Genomic DNA, 15,210 nt, shown 5'->3' with positions numbered 1-15,210 from the left:
AATCGAGATGTTGCCAATGTTTGAGCGTGGCTTTGTTAAATCATTTCTATTGCTGCTTGGTCTGCTGTTGCCCGTTTTTGCAGCGGCTGCAGGCAAGTGTGAGCGTTTGGTTGCGACCGGAAATCCTGAGTATCCGCCCTATCTGTGGCGTGATCCGCAAAATCCTCAGCAGCTGATCGGTGCCAATGCCGACTTGCTTAAACACCTTGCCCAAGAGTTGGGGGTGGGGGTGGACATCATCTATACCGGACCGTGGTCGCGGGCACAGGATGAAGTCAGAACCGGGCGTGTGGACTTGATTGCTGGTGCATTCCTGACTTTGGCCCGCTTAGAGAGTATGGACTATGTGCATCCACCGTTTTTAAACACACCCAGTGTGGTGTGGGTGCACCGTGGTGCAGAGTTTCCCTATGCTGGCTGGGAGGATCTGCGTAGCCGCTTGGGTGATACGCTGCTCAACAACAGTTTTGGTCAGCATTTTGATACCTATGCAAAAGACAATCTGAGCCTGGAAGGTGTATCCAGCTTGACCCAGGCTTTCCAGAAGCTACTTCTCGGGCGTACTGACTATGTGCTTTATGAGCGTTACCCAGGCCAGGCTGTAGCAGAGTCATTGGCTATTCAGGATGATCTGTTGGTCCTTGATCCGCCTATATCCAGTGAAGGCCTGCACCTTACGCTGTCACACAATTCGGCCTGTAATGATGCTTGGTTACGCGGCATGCTTGCCAAGAAAATGACCGAGGCCGTTGCCGCCGGCTTGCCTGAGGTCTTGTTGCAACGCAATCTGCAGCGTTGGAAAGAGCAACAGCTCAGCCCAGCCTATGCGACTCAAGAAGAGTAGGTAATTTCTGTGATATCCAGACGAATCTGTGCATTTTTGCTGCCGCTCGTGCTCAGCGCCTGCGCAACCGACCCCGCGCCGCATGAACAACTGCGCTTGAGTGAGCAGGCACTCAGTCAAGCTAAAGCAGTAGGCTTGTCTGTCGAGCAATCTGCAACATTGCGCCAGGCTGAAGATAAGTTCGCTCAGGCGCAAGTGGCCATGCAGGACGAAGATTTTAAACAGGCGCGGCTCTTGGCTGAGCAGGCTGAGCTGGATGCGCGTCTGGCCGAAGCGCAGCTGCTAACCGAGAAAAGCCAGCAACAATTGACTGAGTTGAGTAACGCTATCAACCGCCTACGCAAACAACTGGGAGGTTTGCAATGATGAACGCCCGGATAGTGTTTGTGGCGTTGATAAGTTCGTACGGGCTTGCCGGGTGCACATCCCAAGGTGCCAGTCATAAGGCGCTGGAGTCCGCTCACGTGGCTTTTCAGCAGGTGAAGGATGATGCCAATGTATTACGCAGTGCACCCAAAGACCTGATTCGTGCTGGAGAGTCGCTGGCCAAGGCTGATCGACTTTCAAGCTACTGGGGCAGCACTGCGGATGTGGCGCACTACGCGTACCTTAGCCAGCAGTACAGTGCGATAGCTGTACAGAAGAGTGCTCTCAATCTGAATCATGAGCGGGCTGCCAAGCTTGAGCTGGAGCGCCAGCGGCTGCAACTGGCCCTGCGCGAGGCCAAGCTGCTGAGCGTCCAGGATCAGACGAATTGGCTTGAGGAACAAATGGTCAGCCTGGCGACTACGCAAAGTGAGCGTGGGCTGGTGATGACGTTGGGCGATGTACTGTTTGATGCAGGACACAGTGATCTGAAAGCTTCAGCCAACCGTACTGTGCTCAAACTGGTGCAGTTCCTGCGGCTCAACCCCCGCCGCATCGTGCGCATTGAAGGCTACACCGACAGCCGTGGTGATGCGCAGGAAAACTTGGAGTTGTCCCGCGCCCGTGCGCAAGCGGTTGCTGATGTACTTGTTGACCTGGGTGTTGAAGCCCGCCGCATTGAAGTTCAAGGGCACGGCGAGAGTTTTCCTGTTACTGAAAATGCATCAGCCAAGGGGCGAGCACAGAATCGACGCGTTGAGATTGTGTTCTCGGATGAGCAAGGGGCGCTCGGCTCATCGCGTTGAGCGGGGGCCTTAGCACAAAGCGTCAGGTTTCTTTTTTACACGAGACCTAGCATAGCCGGCAGCATCATAGTGATACTGCCGTTGTGCAGACGTTAGTGCAGCGGAAGCTCAACGCCTTTGAACAATTCCTCCAGTTCTACCCTGCTGTGGCACTGTACCGCTTTGGCCATCACTTCGCGGGTGAGGTGGGGGGCAAATCTCTCGATAAAGTCACACATAAAGCCACGCAAGAAAGTGCCACGGCGAAAGCCGATCTTGGTGACGCTGGCTTCGAACAGATCGCCTGCATCCAGCACGACGAGATCTGGGTCGATTTTAGGGTCAATCGCCATCTTGGCCACGATGCCCACCCCCAACCCCAGTCGCACGTAGGTCTTGATGACGTCAGCATCAGCTGCTGTGAACACGACCTTAGGCGCGAGCCCTCGATGGCTGAATGCTTCATCCAGTTTGGAGCGGCCCGTGAAGCCGAAGGTGTAGGTCACGATTTCATGTTCGGCCAGGGCTTCCAGTGTGAGCTTAGGCAGCTTCGTAAGTGGGTGCCCTTGTGGCACCACCACACAGCGGTTCCAGCAGTAGCAGGGCATCATGATCAAGTCGTTGAACAGTTCTAGGCCTTCCGTAGCGATGGCAAAGTCGACTGTGCCGTCAGCTGCCATTTCAGCGATTTGTGTCGGTGTGCCCTGATGCATGTGCAGGGCCACGTCCGGGTATTGCTTGATAAAGGCGCTGATAACGGGCGGAAGGGCATAACGCGCCTGAGTGTGAGTGGTAGCAATCGACAGAGTGCCTTTCTTTTCGTTGGAGAATTCCTGGGCAATCTGTTTGATGCTTTCGACCTTGCGCAGGATTTCACCGGCGGTATTGATGATGCGCTCGCCCGCCGGTGTGATGCGGGTCAGGTGCTTGCCGCTGCGTGCAAAAACTTCGACGCCCAGTTCGTCTTCGAGTAGGCGGATCTGTTTGCTAATACCCGGCTGAGAGGTGTAGAGGCTTTGTGCCGTGGCAGAAACGTTAAGGTCGTGATGCGCAACTTCCCAGATATAGCGCAGTTGTTGAAGCTTCATAGAAAACCCTCAAAGCAAAAAGACCGCCGTTCAGGTTGCCGGCGCTTTATATAACCATAACGAAGATTGAAGCGTTTAATTTAGACCAAAAATAAAAGAAAGTCCGTGTTTCTTCACAGCTCTCCACGGCTTCGGTGCTGCAGCATTGGTACTAAGTACACCGGCACTTCGGAAAGCTGCACCAAGCGCGAAGCCGTTCGACCCAGGGGAATGTCCATATCAGTGCCGTGACTGTGGCTACCCAGTACCAAGAGATCCACGCCAAGTTGCTGCGCTTCATCGAGTATCACCAGGGGGGGATCGCCCTGAACCACTCGTACTGCCTTGATCAGATCAAGGTCGTGCAGGGCCTCGCCAATTTCATCGCGAAACCCCTCCAGTACCCGCTGTTCGATGCTTGCCATCACGGTGCTCAGACCGTTTTTGCGCAACTCCGTGAGTCGCTCTTCATCCAGATAAGTTTGCAGCACTGACTCGGCAAACAGGCCCATGGGTTCTACTGCGTGCACCACATACAGGCTGGCATTGAATGAGCGAGTCAGCGCCAGTGCGTGTTGCAGAATGTAGGGGGCGTACAGGCCGAGATCAGTGGCATAGAGAATCGAGCGAATCATGCGGCCTCCTTGACTGCCTGACTGGCGGGCCTGATCTGAGCTTAGCAGCGCCTTCGATAAGTCAAAGAAAGCTGAGGTTTTGAGGACGAATGGTTATATAGGTAGTGGGAGGGCGGTTGCGCGCCCTCGCGTGGGGCTAGAGTTGCGGTTCGTTGCTGACGCCATGTGGCACATGCCCGGTGGGCACAACTTTACTGGCTTTTTCACAGTGGCCGGCCTGGTCGTCGAAGAACACGTCAGCACCAAAGGTTTCCAAGATTGCAGCTTTTTCCAGGCCCCCAAGGAAGAAGGATTCATCCAGACGGATATTCCACTCACGCAATGTGCGGATCACCCGTTCATGTGCCGGAGCCGAGCGTGCAGTGACCAGGGCTGTACGAATCGGGCACTGTTCTTCGGCAAACTCCTGCTGCAGGCGGTGCAGGGCGGCAAGGAAGGGTTTGAATGGACCGCCGCCGAGCAATTCACGGGCGGACTGGCGCTCGTGGCTCTGGAACGCTTCCAGCCCCGCTTGTTGGTAGACCCGTTCGGATTCATCGGAAAACAATACGGCATCGCCGTCGAAGGCGATGCGCAGCTCATTGCTGGCCGCTCGCCGAGCGCCGCCAGAAAGAATGGTCGCCGCACCGAAGCCGGCACGCAGGGCGCTGCGCACATCTTCGGCATGGGTGGAGAGAAACAGATGGCAGCCGAATGCGGCCAGGTAAGGATCGGGGCTGCGCCCGCCGACAAACGCGGCGCGGGAGATGCCCAAACCGTAGTGTTGAATTGAGTTGAACGCGCGCAGGCCGGTGTCGGCGCTGTTGCGCGAAACCAGAATGACCTCGACCCGCTGCTGCTTGAGGGCGGTGTTCAATGCCAGCAGTTTCTCTACCAGTGGAAAGGCATCACCAGGGAGGAGTATTTCGTCCTCGTGCTCAATCTGGTATTGGCGATAGGCCTCGACGCCCTGGCTTTCATAGACCTGATGACTGTCGTGCAGGTCGAACAGCGCCCGCGAGGAGATCGCCAGCACCAGTTTGTCGCCTAATTTCGTGCTCATGGCTGGGTCCTATCGCGCGCGTTGCTCGAGGAAAAGCAGGGTCTGATAAAGCATCTTGGTGCGTGGCATGGCGCAGCCAGCCAGGGCCGCTGCGGCCAATGGCGCGGCGTAGATGGCGTGCAGTTCCAGTGGGCGCTGCAGAGCAAAGTCGTGGTACATGCTCGGCAGGTAATCCGGCATGCGGTCGGTGGCCGCCAGCAGCTTGCCGGCAAAGCCTGCGGGCAACTGATAGCCACAGGCGCCGGCGGCATCCGCCACTTCCTGCATGATCGCCTCAATCAGCGCGCGGCTGTCAGCATTGCCCATCAACGCCGTGGTGGCGCTGTTCAGCAGCACGGCCAAGCCGTTGTAGGGCACGTTCCACACCAGTTTCTGCCAGCGCGCCTGGTTCAGTTCGGCCATGGCGGTGGAGTCCAGCCCAGCGGCCTGGAACAGCGCGCTGCCTTGTTCGAGGATCTGTTGACGGCTCTCAGCATCGTTCGCCGGGCCTGAGTGATAGCCCAGATTGACGCTGCCCAGCGCCTGATGCTCGACCACCCCCGGTGCGCTGCGATGGGCGCAGATATAGCAGAGTCCGCCCAGCAGGTGCAGTGAGTCCGGTAACAGCGGGCGCAGTTCATCTTCCACGGCCAGGCCGTTCTGCATCAGTACCACCTTGGCGCCGGGGGCGGCAGCTTGGCTGATCAGCGGGGCCAGTTCGATGTTGCTGGTGGTCTTGGCGCCAATCAGCAGCCAATCGCACGGCGGCATATCGGTCGCTGACTGATACGCCTGCACGTTATCCAGGTGCAGAGTGCCGTGTACCGCGCTGTTGACTTGTAGGCCCTGGCTGGCGACAGCGGCAAACTCGCTGCGCAGCAGAAAGTGCACATCAAAGCCGGCGCGCGCCAACATCAGGCCATAAAAGCCGCCAATCGCGCCGGAACCGATAATGCCGATACGGGGGGCTGCATTCATCAGGGTAATTCCTCTGCGGGGCGCGACAAGGCAGTCTCTAGCGCCTGAGTGAGTTCGGCGATATGCAGATGACTGTGCACAGCGCCATAAAATTGGCCATCACGCACGGCAAACAGGGCCGGTAGCTGAAAAACCTCGTAGCGCGCTACTAAACCGCCATTGTTGGCAGCATCGACCCAGGCCAGTCGCGCCACCGGCAGTGGCAGTTGAGCCAGTTCACGGCGGGCCCAGCGACAACTGGCACAACCTATGCTGGTAAATATCAGCAGTGATGTGCCGGGCAGGTCCAGCAGATGGCGATCTGCATCAAGGTCGGTCAGTTCCAGCTCAATCACGCTACTGCTCAATGTGGTGGTGTCAGGCTTAAGGCATCCGAGGTCAACACAGATGCGTCACTTTTTGCGTCATCCCAGTGATATGCCGGTTGAGTTGGTTCTGCGTAAACAGGCGTTTGTGCCTAGGCAGCGGCTCAACAATATCAGCCTCGGTGGTGTGGCATGCAACTCCAGTCGCGCTTTTCGCCGTGGTACGGCGGTTGAGTTGCGTATCCCGCTGTTTGGAGAGCATGCGCGCTATCCAGGCTTGGTAGCCTGGTGTCGCAAGCAGGAAGAGGGGTATCTGGTCGGTGTTGCCTTTGTCGATGAAGACACCCTGTTTCGCGCGCGCATGGTCGAGCAAGTTTGCCAGATAGAGCATTACCGCCATCAGCGCGAGCAGGAGCTGGGCTGCAGTTTACCGATCGAAACGGTTGCGCAGGAGTGGATCAGCCGGCACGCCGCGGAGTTTTCTCGCGCCAGCCTGAATTAAACGCATGCAGGCGAATCCATCTGTCGAGGCGGCTTAAGCCGCCAAGCCCATTGTCGAGCCGGGCCTTTACGCGCTAAGGTTCGGCTTCCCCGCTGTGCTCATAATGCTGTGCTCCGCCACACGGGGAGCGCTGGCGGCCGGCACCCGTGACCTGATGACTCTGACTGATGAATAGCACGATGGCTGATTTACCGATTGATGACCTGAACGTTGCCTCCAACGAAACCCTGATCACCCCCGCACAGCTCAAGCGTGAAATTCCGCTGACCGAAGCTGCCCTGCGTACGGTTGCCAGCGGCCGGGAGGTAATCCGCAATATTCTCGATGGCAAGGATCATCGTCTGTTTGTCGTGGTTGGGCCGTGCTCGATTCACGATATCAAGGCTGCTCACGAGTATGCGGCACGCCTAAAGGCGCTGGCGGCCGAGCTGTCGGACAGTCTGTATCTGGTTATGCGCGTGTATTTCGAAAAGCCACGTACGACCGTTGGCTGGAAAGGGTTGATCAACGACCCGTTTATGGATGACTCGTTCAAAATCCAAGATGGCCTGCACATCGGTCGTCAGTTGCTGCGTGACCTGGCGGAAATGGGCCTGCCGACCGCTACCGAAGCCCTCGATCCGATCTCCCCGCAGTACCTGCAGGACCTGATCAGTTGGTCGGCAATTGGTGCGCGTACCACTGAATCGCAAACCCACCGTGAAATGGCCTCTGGCCTGTCTTCGGCTGTGGGCTTCAAGAACGGTACTGACGGCGGCCTGACCGTGGCGATCAATGCCCTGCAATCAGTGTCCAGCCCGCACCGTTTCCTCGGCATCAACCAAGAAGGTGGCGTGTCCATCGTCACCACCAAGGGCAATGCCTACGGTCACGTGGTGCTGCGCGGTGGTAATGGCAAACCAAACTACGACTCGGTCAGCGTGGCCGTGTGCGAGCAAGAGCTGACCAAGGCAGGCATCAGCCCGAACATCATGGTCGATTGCAGCCATGCCAACTCCAACAAGGACCCGGCCCTGCAGCCGCTGGTGATGGACAACGTCGCCAACCAGATTCTGGAAGGTAACCAGTCCATCGTCGGCCTGATGGTGGAAAGCCACCTCGGCTGGGGCAACCAGTCGATTCCCAAGGACCTCAGTCAGCTCAAGTACGGTGTGTCCATCACCGATGCCTGCATCGATTGGGAAAGCACCGAGAAAACCCTGCGCGGCATGCACGCCAAGCTCAAGGATGTGCTGCCAAAGCGTCAGCGCGGCTAGGTTCAACGGCTGTAATAAAAACGGGCTTATGCGTGCTGCATAAGCCCGTTTTTTATTGAGCGATTGAACGGGGTGCAGTGTGGGAGGGGCTTTAACCGCGAGCATTCAACGCCGTTATTGCGGCTAAAGCGCCTCTCACGTGACACTCAAACGTCGCGCTTGCCCCAATTGAGAATCACCAGGGTCAGCAAGCCGGTAACAATCCCCCAGAACGCCGAGCCCACCGAGAACAGGGTCATCCCCGAGGCCGTCACCAGAAAGGTGATCAGCGCCGCTTCGCGTTCTTTCGGCTCGCTCATGGCCTGGGTCAGGCCGCCGATGATCGAGGCGAATAACGCAAGCGCCGCGATGGACAAGATCAATGCTTTTGGCAGCGCGGCAAACAGCGCCGCCAGAGTGGCGCCGAAAATGCCGGCGATGCCGTAGAACACCCCGCACCAGATGGCGGCGGTGTAGCGTTTTTTCGGGTCTTCGTGGGCTTCCGGGCCGGCGCAGATCGCTGCGCTGATAGCGGCCATATGAATGCCATGGCTGCCAAAGGGTGCCAGCAGCATGGATGTCAGTCCGGTCGTAGTTAGCAAGGGGCTGGCCGGCACGTCATAACCATTGGCGCGCAGCACCGCCATGCCCGGCAGGTTCTGCGAGGCCATGGCGACGATAAACAGTGGGATACCGATGCTGATCATTGCGGCCAGTGAGAAGCTTGGTGTGGTCCATTCTGGCACCGCCAGTTGCAGCTCGAAATGCTCGAAGTTGAGCAGGCCGAAGAGTGCAGCCAGCACGCTACCGACGATCAAAGCAGCGAGCACGGCATAGCGCGGCAGCAGACGTTTGCCCAACAGGTAGGCGACCAGCATGGCCACCACCAGCACCGGCTGCTGCTCGGCGGCTACGCAGATTTCCAGGCCGATCTTGAACAGTACGCCGGCCAGCAGCGCGGCGGCGATGGAGGCAGGGATGCGACGCATCAGGCGGTCGAAGGTGCCGGTCAGGCCGATCAGCACAATCAGCACCGAAGCGAAGATATAGGCACCAATCGCCTCGCTGTAAGGCACGCCCGGTAGGCTGGTGATCAGCAGCGCGGCGCCAGGGGTGGACCAGGCGATCATGATTGGCGCGCGGTAGCGCAGCGACAGGCCAATGCAGCAGAGTGCCATGCCAATCGACAGTGCCCAGATCCACGAGGAAATCTGCCCGTTCGTCAGCCCGGCGGCCTGACCAGCCTGGAACATCAGCACCAGCGAGCTGGTGTAGCCGGTGAGCATGGCAATAAACCCTGCGACCACCGCCGAGGTCGATGTGTCGGCCAACGGCCTTAGGCGGGTTGGTGTTAGATCGTGCATCAGAGCAGTCCGGTGTCGGCGAAGATGGGGTACAGCGAGGCGACCAGCAGCAGGGCCATGCTGATATTGAACACGCGCAGCGCTCGGGTATTGCTCAGCCAGTTGCGCAGCAGGCTACCCGCGACCGTCCACAGGCCGACGCTGGGGCAGTTGACCAGAGCGAACAGCGCGGCGATCACCAGTACATTGACCACGAAATTGTCTGGCGGCGTGTAGGTGGTGATGGCGCCGATGGCCATGATCCAAGCTTTCGGGTTGACCCATTGGAAGGCCGCCGCCTGGAGAAAGCTGAAAGGTTTGCCGGCGGCGTTACTCTGGCTGTCCGGCGCGCCGGAGTTGGCGATTTTCCAGGCCAGATATAGCAAGTAAGCCGCGCCCAGATAGCGCAGCACGCTGTACAGCAGCGGTACCTGCTCGAATAGCTGACCCAGGCCAAGGCCTACCGAGGCCACCAGCAGCATAAAGCCCAGGCTGATGCCGAACATATGCGGCAGGCTGCGACGCAGGCCGAAGTTCACTCCGCTGGCGAGCAGCATCATATTGTTCGGCCCCGGCGTTACCGAGGTGACAAAGGCGAAGGCGATGAAGGCGAGCAGCAGTTCGGTGGTCATGGCGCAGCACTCAGGGGCAGTGCTGATCAGCCTAGGGGTAGATGCTCAGAGCGTCGCGGTACAGCGACGCGGGCAATCAACGGTACAGTTCTGCAGTGTATATGCGCAGTCAGTACAGTTTGCTCTAGCCTTCGACGGTACCGCTCTGGCGACTGTGGCCCAATGTCTGGTTGACCTGCAGCCAACCGCTCACGGCGGTTTCCCCGGCCTCACTGAAGACCCGCTGCAGCAGTTTGGCCTGTTCGCGGCGTAGCGCCTGTTCCAGCTTGGCGCCTTCAGCAGTAAAGCCGAGCAGGCGTTTGCGCTTGTCGTCTTCAGCGGCAAGGCTCTGCACCAGGTTCATTTCGAGCAATTGGCGCAGTGGGGTGTTTAGCGCCTGCTTGCTCACGCCCAGGTAGCCGAGCAGTTCTTTCATGCTCAGCCCCGGGTACTTGGCGATAAAAAACAGAATGCGGTGGTGCACCCGCGACAGGCCACGGCGCGCCAGCATTTCATCGGCCTTGGCGGTAAACGCCTGGTAGCCAAAGAAGAAAGCTTCCATGGCGATTTGCTGAGTGGTAGTGCTTTTGAGGTCAAGCATTAAGGTCAAGCCTATTGACGTATCTGCAGTGGTCGTCGTAGTTTCAGGCAACCAGAATTTCGGTCAAACAGTTTGACCTATTTTTATTTGCCTTTGCTACCGGTGATATCCATGGCCTTCTCCGAACGTGTTGCCCGCCTGAAAAGCTCCCTGATCCGTGAAATCCTCGCCGCGGCGCAGCGTCCGGAAGTCATGTCCTTTGCTGGCGGCTTGCCTGCCGAGCCGATGCTGCCGAACGTCGAGTGGACCGAGATGCCGGCCAGCATGGGCCAGTACGGCATGAGCGAAGGTGAACCGGCACTGCGCGAAGCCATTGCCGCCGAAGCTCGTGCCTTAGGCGTGCCGTGCGATGCCAGCCAGGTGCTGATCGTCAGCGGCTCGCAGCAGACCCTGGATCTGGCCAGCAAGCTGTTTATCGACCCGGGTACCGAAGTGCTGCTGGAGGCGCCGACCTACCTGGCCGCGCTGCAGGCCTTCCAGCTGTTCGGCGCCGATTGCATCGCCGTGCCGCAGGAAGCCGACGGTCCGCAGATCGACGCCCTGCGTCAGCGTCTGGAAAACCACAAGCCGGCGTTTGCCTACCTGATCCCGACCTTCCAGAACCCTTCGGCGGTACGTTACAGCGAGGCCAAGCGCGACGCGGTGGCGGCGCTGCTGGATGAGTTCGGCGTGACCCTGATCGAAGACGAGCCCTACCGTGAGCTGGTGTTCGACGCAGGCAGTGCCACGCCGATTGTCAGTCGCCTGCAGAAGGCCAGCTGGATCTACACCGGCACTGTGTCGAAAACCCTGTTGCCGGGTCTGCGCGTCGGTTACCTGATCGCCACCCCGGACCTGTTCCCTTACCTGCTGCGCCTCAAACAGTCGGCGGACCTGCACACCAACCGCATCGGCCAGTGGCAGGCGTTGCAGTGGCTGGGCAGTGAAAAATACCGTGGCCATCTGGCTGAACTACGCGACTTCTACCGCATCCGCCGTGATGCCATGCAAGCGGTGCTGGAAGAGCATTTCAGCGACCTGGCCGACTGGCAGATTCCCCAGGGGGGGTTGTTCTTCTGGTTGACCCTCAAGCAGCCATTGGATACCCGCACCCTGCTGGCACCGGCGCTGGCGCAGAACGTGGCGTTTATGCCGGGCGAGCCGTTCTTTATCGACCCGGACGTCAACCCGGGGCATTTGCGGCTTAACTTCAGCCACGTCGCACCGGAGCGCCTGAGCGAAGGCCTCAAACGCCTGGCCGAGGTTATTCGTCAGGCGCAAGCAAGCTAGTCCAAGCGTTCAAGCAGGTTAGGAGGGCGATATGTACAAGGTTTATGGCGATTACCGCTCGGGCAACTGCTACAAGGTCAAGCTGATGCTGCATCTGCTGGATCAGCCCTATGAGTGGATTCCGATCGATATCCTCAAGGGCGAGACCCAGAGCGACGTTTTTCTGGCCAAGAATCCCAACGGCAAGATCCCGGTACTGGAGCTGGACGACGGCACCTGCCTGTGGGAATCCAATGCCATCCTCAACTTCCTCGCTGATGGCAGTGCGTTTCTGCCAACCGAGCCGCGCCTGCGCACCCAGGTGCTGCAGTGGCAGTTTTTCGAGCAATACAGCCATGAGCCTTATGTCGCGGTGGCGCGCTTTATCCAGCTGTATCAGGGCCTGCCTGAAGCGCGCCGCGCAGAGTACGAGGAGTGCCATGTGCGCGGTCATAAGGCGCTCAAAGTGATGGAGAAGCAGCTGCAGCGCACGCCGTATCTGGTTGGGGAGAACTTCTCGATTGCCGATATCGCGCTGTACGCCTACACCCATGTGGCGGACGAAGGCGGCTTTGACCTGACGCCGTATCCGGCCATTCGCACCTGGCTGGCGCGGGTTGCTAGCCACCCGCGTTATGTCGGCATGCTCGACTGATAACCGTCGGATGAGCTGAGCGGTGAGAGGCGCTGCGCTTTCTCATCGCTCAGTCGCCAGCTCGCCGTAAAAAGCACTTATCATTCAACGATCTATCTTCTGGCTGGGTCGCGAATGCCATCTGCTGTTCAGCGCTATAAGCGGCTGTTTTCCGCTGCTTTGGCGCGCTACTTCCCTCATACCACGGCCTACCTGCGCGCCGAGCGTGATGCGGCTGCGCAGCTAAACCAGCCAGCGCCTCGGGCGAAAAAAGCGCCTGGCAAGGGCCAAGCGGCTAACCCGAAGCCGCCGGCTGAACCGCGCCGCACTGCGAGTAAACCGCGTGTCCAAGGCATTTACGGACCGGCTATGCTGACGGTCGAGGCCGCGCAAGCCCAGGCCATGCGCGAGCAAGTGGCGCGGGCGGTGACGGCTGGGGTGCTCAGTGCGCCATCGGATGAACAGTGGGCGATGATCCTCAGCCATCATCCGCTGACGCGCATCTTCGCCGGGGCCGGTTCGGGCAAGTCCACCACGTTGGTGCTGCGGGTGGCATTTATGATCTGCCATCTGGGCATCAAGCCCGAGCAACTGACGGTGATTTCCTTTACCAATGCCTCCTGCGCCGAGCTGCGCGAACAGCTGCTCAAGGTCCTGGGCTTCTTCAACTATCCCTTCGATGGCAGTCAGGCGCGCCAGTGCGTGCGCACCTTCCACTCAGCCATGGGCAGCGTGGCCAAGAGTCTGCTGGGTAATCCGCGCTGGTTTGAACAACTGGACGACCCGCAGGCGGCGAGCCGCGAACTGGATAACCCACTGAGCGCTGGCCGCCTGCGCCCGGCCCAGCAGCGTCTGCTCAAGCAGGCTTACCAGCAGTGCTATGCCGAGCAGCGGGTGTTTCGGCAAAAGGTGCATAGCCTGCTGCAGCTGCCACCACCGTCCGATACGGTTAAGCGCCTTCCCAAGGCCCCGCTTGATCTGTTCAAACTTACGGGCGAGTTCAGCGGCGTGCCGCTGTATGAAGCCTTCTACGCCCAGGCCGGCTTTGCCGAGAGCATCGGCATTGAGCTGTCGACGATGCAGCCGCAACGCCTCGACACTGCGGCGCCCGTGCGTGAGTTTCTTGAAGCATTGCTGCTGTTCTGGCCCTATTTTCAGCGCGCTTTGCAGGAGCAGGGGCTGTTGACCTTCAACGCCGCCTTTGCCCAGCTGACGGCGCAGCTAAATGCCGGCGAACAGAGCGTTGCGCCACAGCTGCTGGCGCTATTTAGCCATCTGCTGATCGACGAATTTCAGGACATCTCGCCGCAGATCGTCCAGTGGCTGCAGGCCGTGCAGCGCACGCTGGCCGGGCAGGGCGCAGCCGTCAGCTTGATGGCCATCGGCGATGACTGGCAGTCGATCTACGGCTGGCGTGGCAGCTCACCGGAGCTGTTTATCGACTTCGACCGGCACTTTCCCGGGAAAGGCAAAGCCAAGTGCAGCGCCGTGCTGACCCTGGCCAACAACTACCGCTCGATTGAGCCGATTATCCGTGACGCCGAAGCGCTGCTGGGCGACGTGCAGCACAAACAGGTGAAGGCCAGTCAGGCAATCAAAGCCACGCAGCCGGGTGATCATGGCGTGCGCCTGATTCAGCGCTTCGACAGCAAGGCGCGTTTGCCGGAGCTGCTCAAGCAGATCGGCGAGCAGTGCGCCTACGCCGCCGAGCGCAACAGCCGTGAGCCCAATGCGGTGTTGCTGCTCAGTCGGCGTAATGAGCCGCTGCAGGCCATGACTGCGCAGCTCGATAAGAAACTGCCAGTCAAGGCCTACACCATCCATCGCGCCAAGGGCCTGCAGGCCGAAGTGGCGATCATCCTCGATGACTGCATGCCGCCTGAGCCGCATCCGGTGCGTAATGCGCTGTATGCCTACTCGGGCTTCTTCAGCAACAGCTACGACCAGGCCATGCAGGATGAAAGCCTGCGCCTGGCCTATGTGGCGATCACCCGTGGGGTCAGCCGGGTGTTCTGGTACTGCCAGAAGGCTCAGGGCGCAACAGCGATATTGGCGAGGCGCAAGTGATAGACGCTGTCAGGTATCGCGCAGCAGGTCATGGGCGTTAAGCAGTTCGTAGGCGATCTGCGGGCGTTTCTCCAGACCTCTGCGGATGGCCGTGGGGATCGATTGACGGGTTTTGCGGCACAGCCCGGGCAACTCATCGATCTGAATCGCGATGCCGCGCATGCTGCGTACTTCATTGAAGCCTGGGGCAACCGCGACGCGAACGCCGAGTTGTTCGTAGATGCGCCGTTGCAGCTTTTCCAGATCCGCCAGGCTTTCAAGGTTTTCCAGGCGCTCTAGCAGGCGCTTTTCCTCGGTGCGGGTGAGCAACAGGATGCGCACATCGCTGTTGGCTTGCTGCAACAGCTGCTCGCGCCCGCAATCGCAGGCACCGGGTGGGCAGGGTTGGCGCAAGGGTGGGGTGCTGGTCATGGGCTCCGATCATAGCCAGCTATGGGCGCATTTGCCCATGCTCAGGCATGGACAAAGCTGCTGTTGGGCGGATAATCCGCCTCCATGCCCTTGCTCACGATAACTTCCGCTGCCATGCGTTCACTGCGAACTGCCCTGATCTGCCTGCTGATGCTGACCCTGCCGGCGCAGAGTATGGCTGCCCTCAGCATGCAGGTGTGCGCGGTAATCCAGCAGGGCGGGCCGATGGCCCAGGTTGATCCACAAGTGACGGCGCACCATCCGGGCGTGATGGGCATGGCTGCGTCTGCTGAGGCGTCTACCCATGGCGAACATCACGCCCGCGACAACGCCAGCCAGTCGCTAACTGCCACCGATAACAGCCTGTGTAGCCTCTGCGCCTTTTGTGTCGGTGCGGTGGCGCTGAGCACGGCGGCGGCCAGTAATACCCCACTGCAAACGGTCGAGCCGTCTCTGGCGCGGCTGGATCAATTTATCGGTTTTATCAGCGAACCCCTCGAACGGCCGCCGCGGTTATTTCTTGTCTGAACACCGTGTCGTTGTGTGTGGCCAGCTTT

General features: G+C 59.4%; 18 protein-coding genes. 9 read left to right on the top strand and 9 right to left on the bottom strand.

Annotated features, from left to right (window positions below):
* Positions 1 to 16: 16 nt before the first annotated feature.
* The 3 genes from OU997_RS00285 to OU997_RS00275 are packed head-to-tail and all read left to right on the top strand — an operon-like array spanning position 17 to position 2,016.
* On the top strand, positions 17 to 844 hold the full coding sequence (locus OU997_RS00285; protein ID WP_108486314.1) for a substrate-binding periplasmic protein: 828 nt from the start codon (positions 17 to 19) through the stop codon (positions 842 to 844).
* A gap of 9 nt (positions 845 to 853) precedes the next feature.
* Positions 854 to 1,210 carry a DUF4398 domain-containing protein gene (locus tag OU997_RS00280; protein WP_371920658.1) on the top strand — a complete coding sequence of 119 codons (357 nt, stop codon included), beginning with the start codon at positions 854 to 856 and terminating at the stop codon, positions 1,208 to 1,210.
* Positions 1,207 to 2,016 (top strand): OmpA family protein, encoded by an 810-nt coding sequence (locus tag OU997_RS00275; RefSeq protein WP_108486313.1) that lies wholly within the window; start codon positions 1,207 to 1,209, stop codon positions 2,014 to 2,016. Before OU997_RS00280 ends, OU997_RS00275 begins: the two co-directional genes overlap by 4 nt.
* Before the next feature lie 92 nt (positions 2,017 to 2,108).
* On the opposite strand, the gene cysB is transcribed toward OU997_RS00275, so the two are convergent.
* The 5 genes from cysB to OU997_RS00250 form a co-directional block, all read right to left on the bottom strand.
* On the bottom strand, positions 2,109 to 3,083 hold the full coding sequence (gene cysB / locus OU997_RS00270) for an HTH-type transcriptional regulator CysB (RefSeq protein ID WP_267808476.1): 975 nt from the start codon (positions 3,081 to 3,083) through the stop codon (positions 2,109 to 2,111).
* Between the two features lie 113 nt (positions 3,084 to 3,196).
* On the bottom strand, positions 3,197 to 3,697 hold the full coding sequence (locus tag OU997_RS00265) for a universal stress protein (RefSeq protein WP_108486311.1): 501 nt from the start codon (positions 3,695 to 3,697) through the stop codon (positions 3,197 to 3,199).
* A 136-nt stretch (positions 3,698 to 3,833) separates the two neighbouring features.
* A complete protein-coding gene (locus tag OU997_RS00260; protein ID WP_108486310.1) occupies positions 3,834 to 4,739 on the bottom strand; it encodes a 5'-nucleotidase in 906 nt (301 codons plus the stop codon).
* Positions 4,740 to 4,748: 9 nt separating this feature from the next.
* Positions 4,749 to 5,696 carry a putative 2-dehydropantoate 2-reductase gene (locus OU997_RS00255; protein WP_267808474.1) on the bottom strand — a complete coding sequence of 316 codons (948 nt, stop codon included), beginning with the start codon at positions 5,694 to 5,696 and terminating at the stop codon, positions 4,749 to 4,751.
* On the bottom strand, positions 5,696 to 6,085 hold the full coding sequence (locus OU997_RS00250; protein WP_371920666.1) for a thioredoxin: 390 nt from the start codon (positions 6,083 to 6,085) through the stop codon (positions 5,696 to 5,698). The genes OU997_RS00255 and OU997_RS00250 overlap by 1 nt, the downstream gene beginning before the upstream one ends.
* On the opposite strand from OU997_RS00250, the gene OU997_RS00245 reads away from it, so the two are divergent.
* Together OU997_RS00245 and OU997_RS00240 are read left to right on the top strand one after the other, a co-directional pair.
* On the top strand, positions 6,084 to 6,503 hold the full coding sequence (locus OU997_RS00245; protein WP_108486307.1) for a PilZ domain-containing protein: 420 nt from the start codon (positions 6,084 to 6,086) through the stop codon (positions 6,501 to 6,503). The two genes, OU997_RS00250 and OU997_RS00245, sit on opposite strands and share 2 nt — an antisense overlap.
* Before the next feature lie 179 nt (positions 6,504 to 6,682).
* On the top strand, positions 6,683 to 7,759 hold the full coding sequence (locus OU997_RS00240; RefSeq protein ID WP_177479984.1) for a 3-deoxy-7-phosphoheptulonate synthase: 1,077 nt from the start codon (positions 6,683 to 6,685) through the stop codon (positions 7,757 to 7,759).
* A gap of 146 nt (positions 7,760 to 7,905) precedes the next feature.
* On the opposite strand, the gene OU997_RS00235 is transcribed toward OU997_RS00240, so the two are convergent.
* The 3 genes from OU997_RS00235 to OU997_RS00225 form a co-directional block, all read right to left on the bottom strand.
* Positions 7,906 to 9,102: a benzoate/H(+) symporter BenE family transporter gene (locus OU997_RS00235; protein ID WP_108486305.1), complete on the bottom strand. Its 1,197-nt coding sequence runs from the start codon at positions 9,100 to 9,102 to the stop codon at positions 7,906 to 7,908.
* Positions 9,102 to 9,713, bottom strand: a complete 612-nt coding sequence (locus OU997_RS00230) for a LysE family translocator (protein WP_267808472.1) — start codon at positions 9,711 to 9,713, stop codon at positions 9,102 to 9,104. Before OU997_RS00230 ends, OU997_RS00235 begins: the two co-directional genes overlap by 1 nt.
* Before the next feature lie 124 nt (positions 9,714 to 9,837).
* On the bottom strand, positions 9,838 to 10,293 hold the full coding sequence (locus OU997_RS00225) for a MarR family winged helix-turn-helix transcriptional regulator (RefSeq protein ID WP_267808471.1): 456 nt from the start codon (positions 10,291 to 10,293) through the stop codon (positions 9,838 to 9,840).
* Between the two features lie 111 nt (positions 10,294 to 10,404).
* Here OU997_RS00225 and OU997_RS00220 point away from each other — a divergent pair, with 111 nt between their 5' ends.
* The 3 genes from OU997_RS00220 (at position 10,405) to OU997_RS00210 (ending at position 14,242) form a co-directional block, all read left to right on the top strand.
* Positions 10,405 to 11,562: a PLP-dependent aminotransferase family protein gene (locus tag OU997_RS00220; RefSeq protein WP_267808469.1), complete on the top strand. Its 1,158-nt coding sequence runs from the start codon at positions 10,405 to 10,407 to the stop codon at positions 11,560 to 11,562.
* Between the two features lie 31 nt (positions 11,563 to 11,593).
* The gene (locus tag OU997_RS00215) at positions 11,594 to 12,196 is read left to right on the top strand and encodes a glutathione S-transferase family protein (RefSeq protein WP_108486301.1); all 603 of its coding nucleotides are present in this window, start codon (positions 11,594 to 11,596) and stop codon (positions 12,194 to 12,196) included.
* 114 nt (positions 12,197 to 12,310) lie between these two features.
* Complete coding sequence (locus OU997_RS00210; RefSeq protein ID WP_267808467.1) at positions 12,311 to 14,242, top strand: DEAD/DEAH box helicase; 1,932 nt, start codon at positions 12,311 to 12,313, stop codon at positions 14,240 to 14,242.
* Positions 14,243 to 14,251: 9 nt separating this feature from the next.
* Here OU997_RS00210 and OU997_RS00205 read toward each other — a convergent pair whose 3' ends face one another.
* Complete coding sequence (locus tag OU997_RS00205) at positions 14,252 to 14,653, bottom strand: hypothetical protein (RefSeq protein ID WP_108486299.1); 402 nt, start codon at positions 14,651 to 14,653, stop codon at positions 14,252 to 14,254.
* A gap of 114 nt (positions 14,654 to 14,767) precedes the next feature.
* Between OU997_RS00205 and OU997_RS00200 the strand changes: the two genes are divergently transcribed.
* Positions 14,768 to 15,181: a hypothetical protein gene (locus OU997_RS00200; protein WP_108486298.1), complete on the top strand. Its 414-nt coding sequence runs from the start codon at positions 14,768 to 14,770 to the stop codon at positions 15,179 to 15,181.
* Positions 15,182 to 15,210 lie beyond the last annotated feature (29 nt).

The organism is Pseudomonas sp. SL4(2022), from assembly GCF_026625725.1.
Classification (GTDB): domain Bacteria; phylum Pseudomonadota; class Gammaproteobacteria; order Pseudomonadales; family Pseudomonadaceae; genus Aquipseudomonas.
The sequence above is the reverse complement of the archived record's forward strand: the minus strand, read 5'-3'. Positions and strand labels throughout refer to the sequence as shown.

What these genes read in the sequence shown, in the direction of transcription:
- OU997_RS00285 (WP_108486314.1), top strand. Translation starts at nt 17, where the DNA reads ATGTTTGAGCGTGGCTTTGTTAAATCATTTCTATTGCTGCTTGGTCTG.
- OU997_RS00275 (WP_108486313.1), top strand. Translation starts at nt 1,207, where the DNA reads ATGATGAACGCCCGGATAGTGTTTGTGGCGTTGATAAGTTCGTACGGG.
- cysB (WP_267808476.1), bottom strand. Translation starts at nt 3,083, where the DNA reads ATGAAGCTTCAACAACTGCGCTATATCTGGGAAGTTGCGCATCACGAC.
- OU997_RS00265 (WP_108486311.1), bottom strand. Translation starts at nt 3,697, where the DNA reads ATGATTCGCTCGATTCTCTATGCCACTGATCTCGGCCTGTACGCCCCC.
- OU997_RS00260 (WP_108486310.1), bottom strand. Translation starts at nt 4,739, where the DNA reads ATGAGCACGAAATTAGGCGACAAACTGGTGCTGGCGATCTCCTCGCGG.
- OU997_RS00255 (WP_267808474.1), bottom strand. Translation starts at nt 5,696, where the DNA reads ATGAATGCAGCCCCCCGTATCGGCATTATCGGTTCCGGCGCGATTGGC.
- OU997_RS00245 (WP_108486307.1), top strand. Translation starts at nt 6,084, where the DNA reads ATGCGTCACTTTTTGCGTCATCCCAGTGATATGCCGGTTGAGTTGGTT.
- OU997_RS00240 (WP_177479984.1), top strand. Translation starts at nt 6,683, where the DNA reads ATGGCTGATTTACCGATTGATGACCTGAACGTTGCCTCCAACGAAACC.
- OU997_RS00235 (WP_108486305.1), bottom strand. Translation starts at nt 9,102, where the DNA reads ATGCACGATCTAACACCAACCCGCCTAAGGCCGTTGGCCGACACATCG.
- OU997_RS00230 (WP_267808472.1), bottom strand. Translation starts at nt 9,713, where the DNA reads ATGACCACCGAACTGCTGCTCGCCTTCATCGCCTTCGCCTTTGTCACC.
- OU997_RS00225 (WP_267808471.1), bottom strand. Translation starts at nt 10,293, where the DNA reads ATGCTTGACCTCAAAAGCACTACCACTCAGCAAATCGCCATGGAAGCT.
- OU997_RS00220 (WP_267808469.1), top strand. Translation starts at nt 10,405, where the DNA reads ATGGCCTTCTCCGAACGTGTTGCCCGCCTGAAAAGCTCCCTGATCCGT.
- OU997_RS00215 (WP_108486301.1), top strand. Translation starts at nt 11,594, where the DNA reads ATGTACAAGGTTTATGGCGATTACCGCTCGGGCAACTGCTACAAGGTC.
- OU997_RS00210 (WP_267808467.1), top strand. Translation starts at nt 12,311, where the DNA reads ATGCCATCTGCTGTTCAGCGCTATAAGCGGCTGTTTTCCGCTGCTTTG.
- OU997_RS00205 (WP_108486299.1), bottom strand. Translation starts at nt 14,653, where the DNA reads ATGACCAGCACCCCACCCTTGCGCCAACCCTGCCCACCCGGTGCCTGC.
- OU997_RS00200 (WP_108486298.1), top strand. Translation starts at nt 14,768, where the DNA reads ATGCGTTCACTGCGAACTGCCCTGATCTGCCTGCTGATGCTGACCCTG.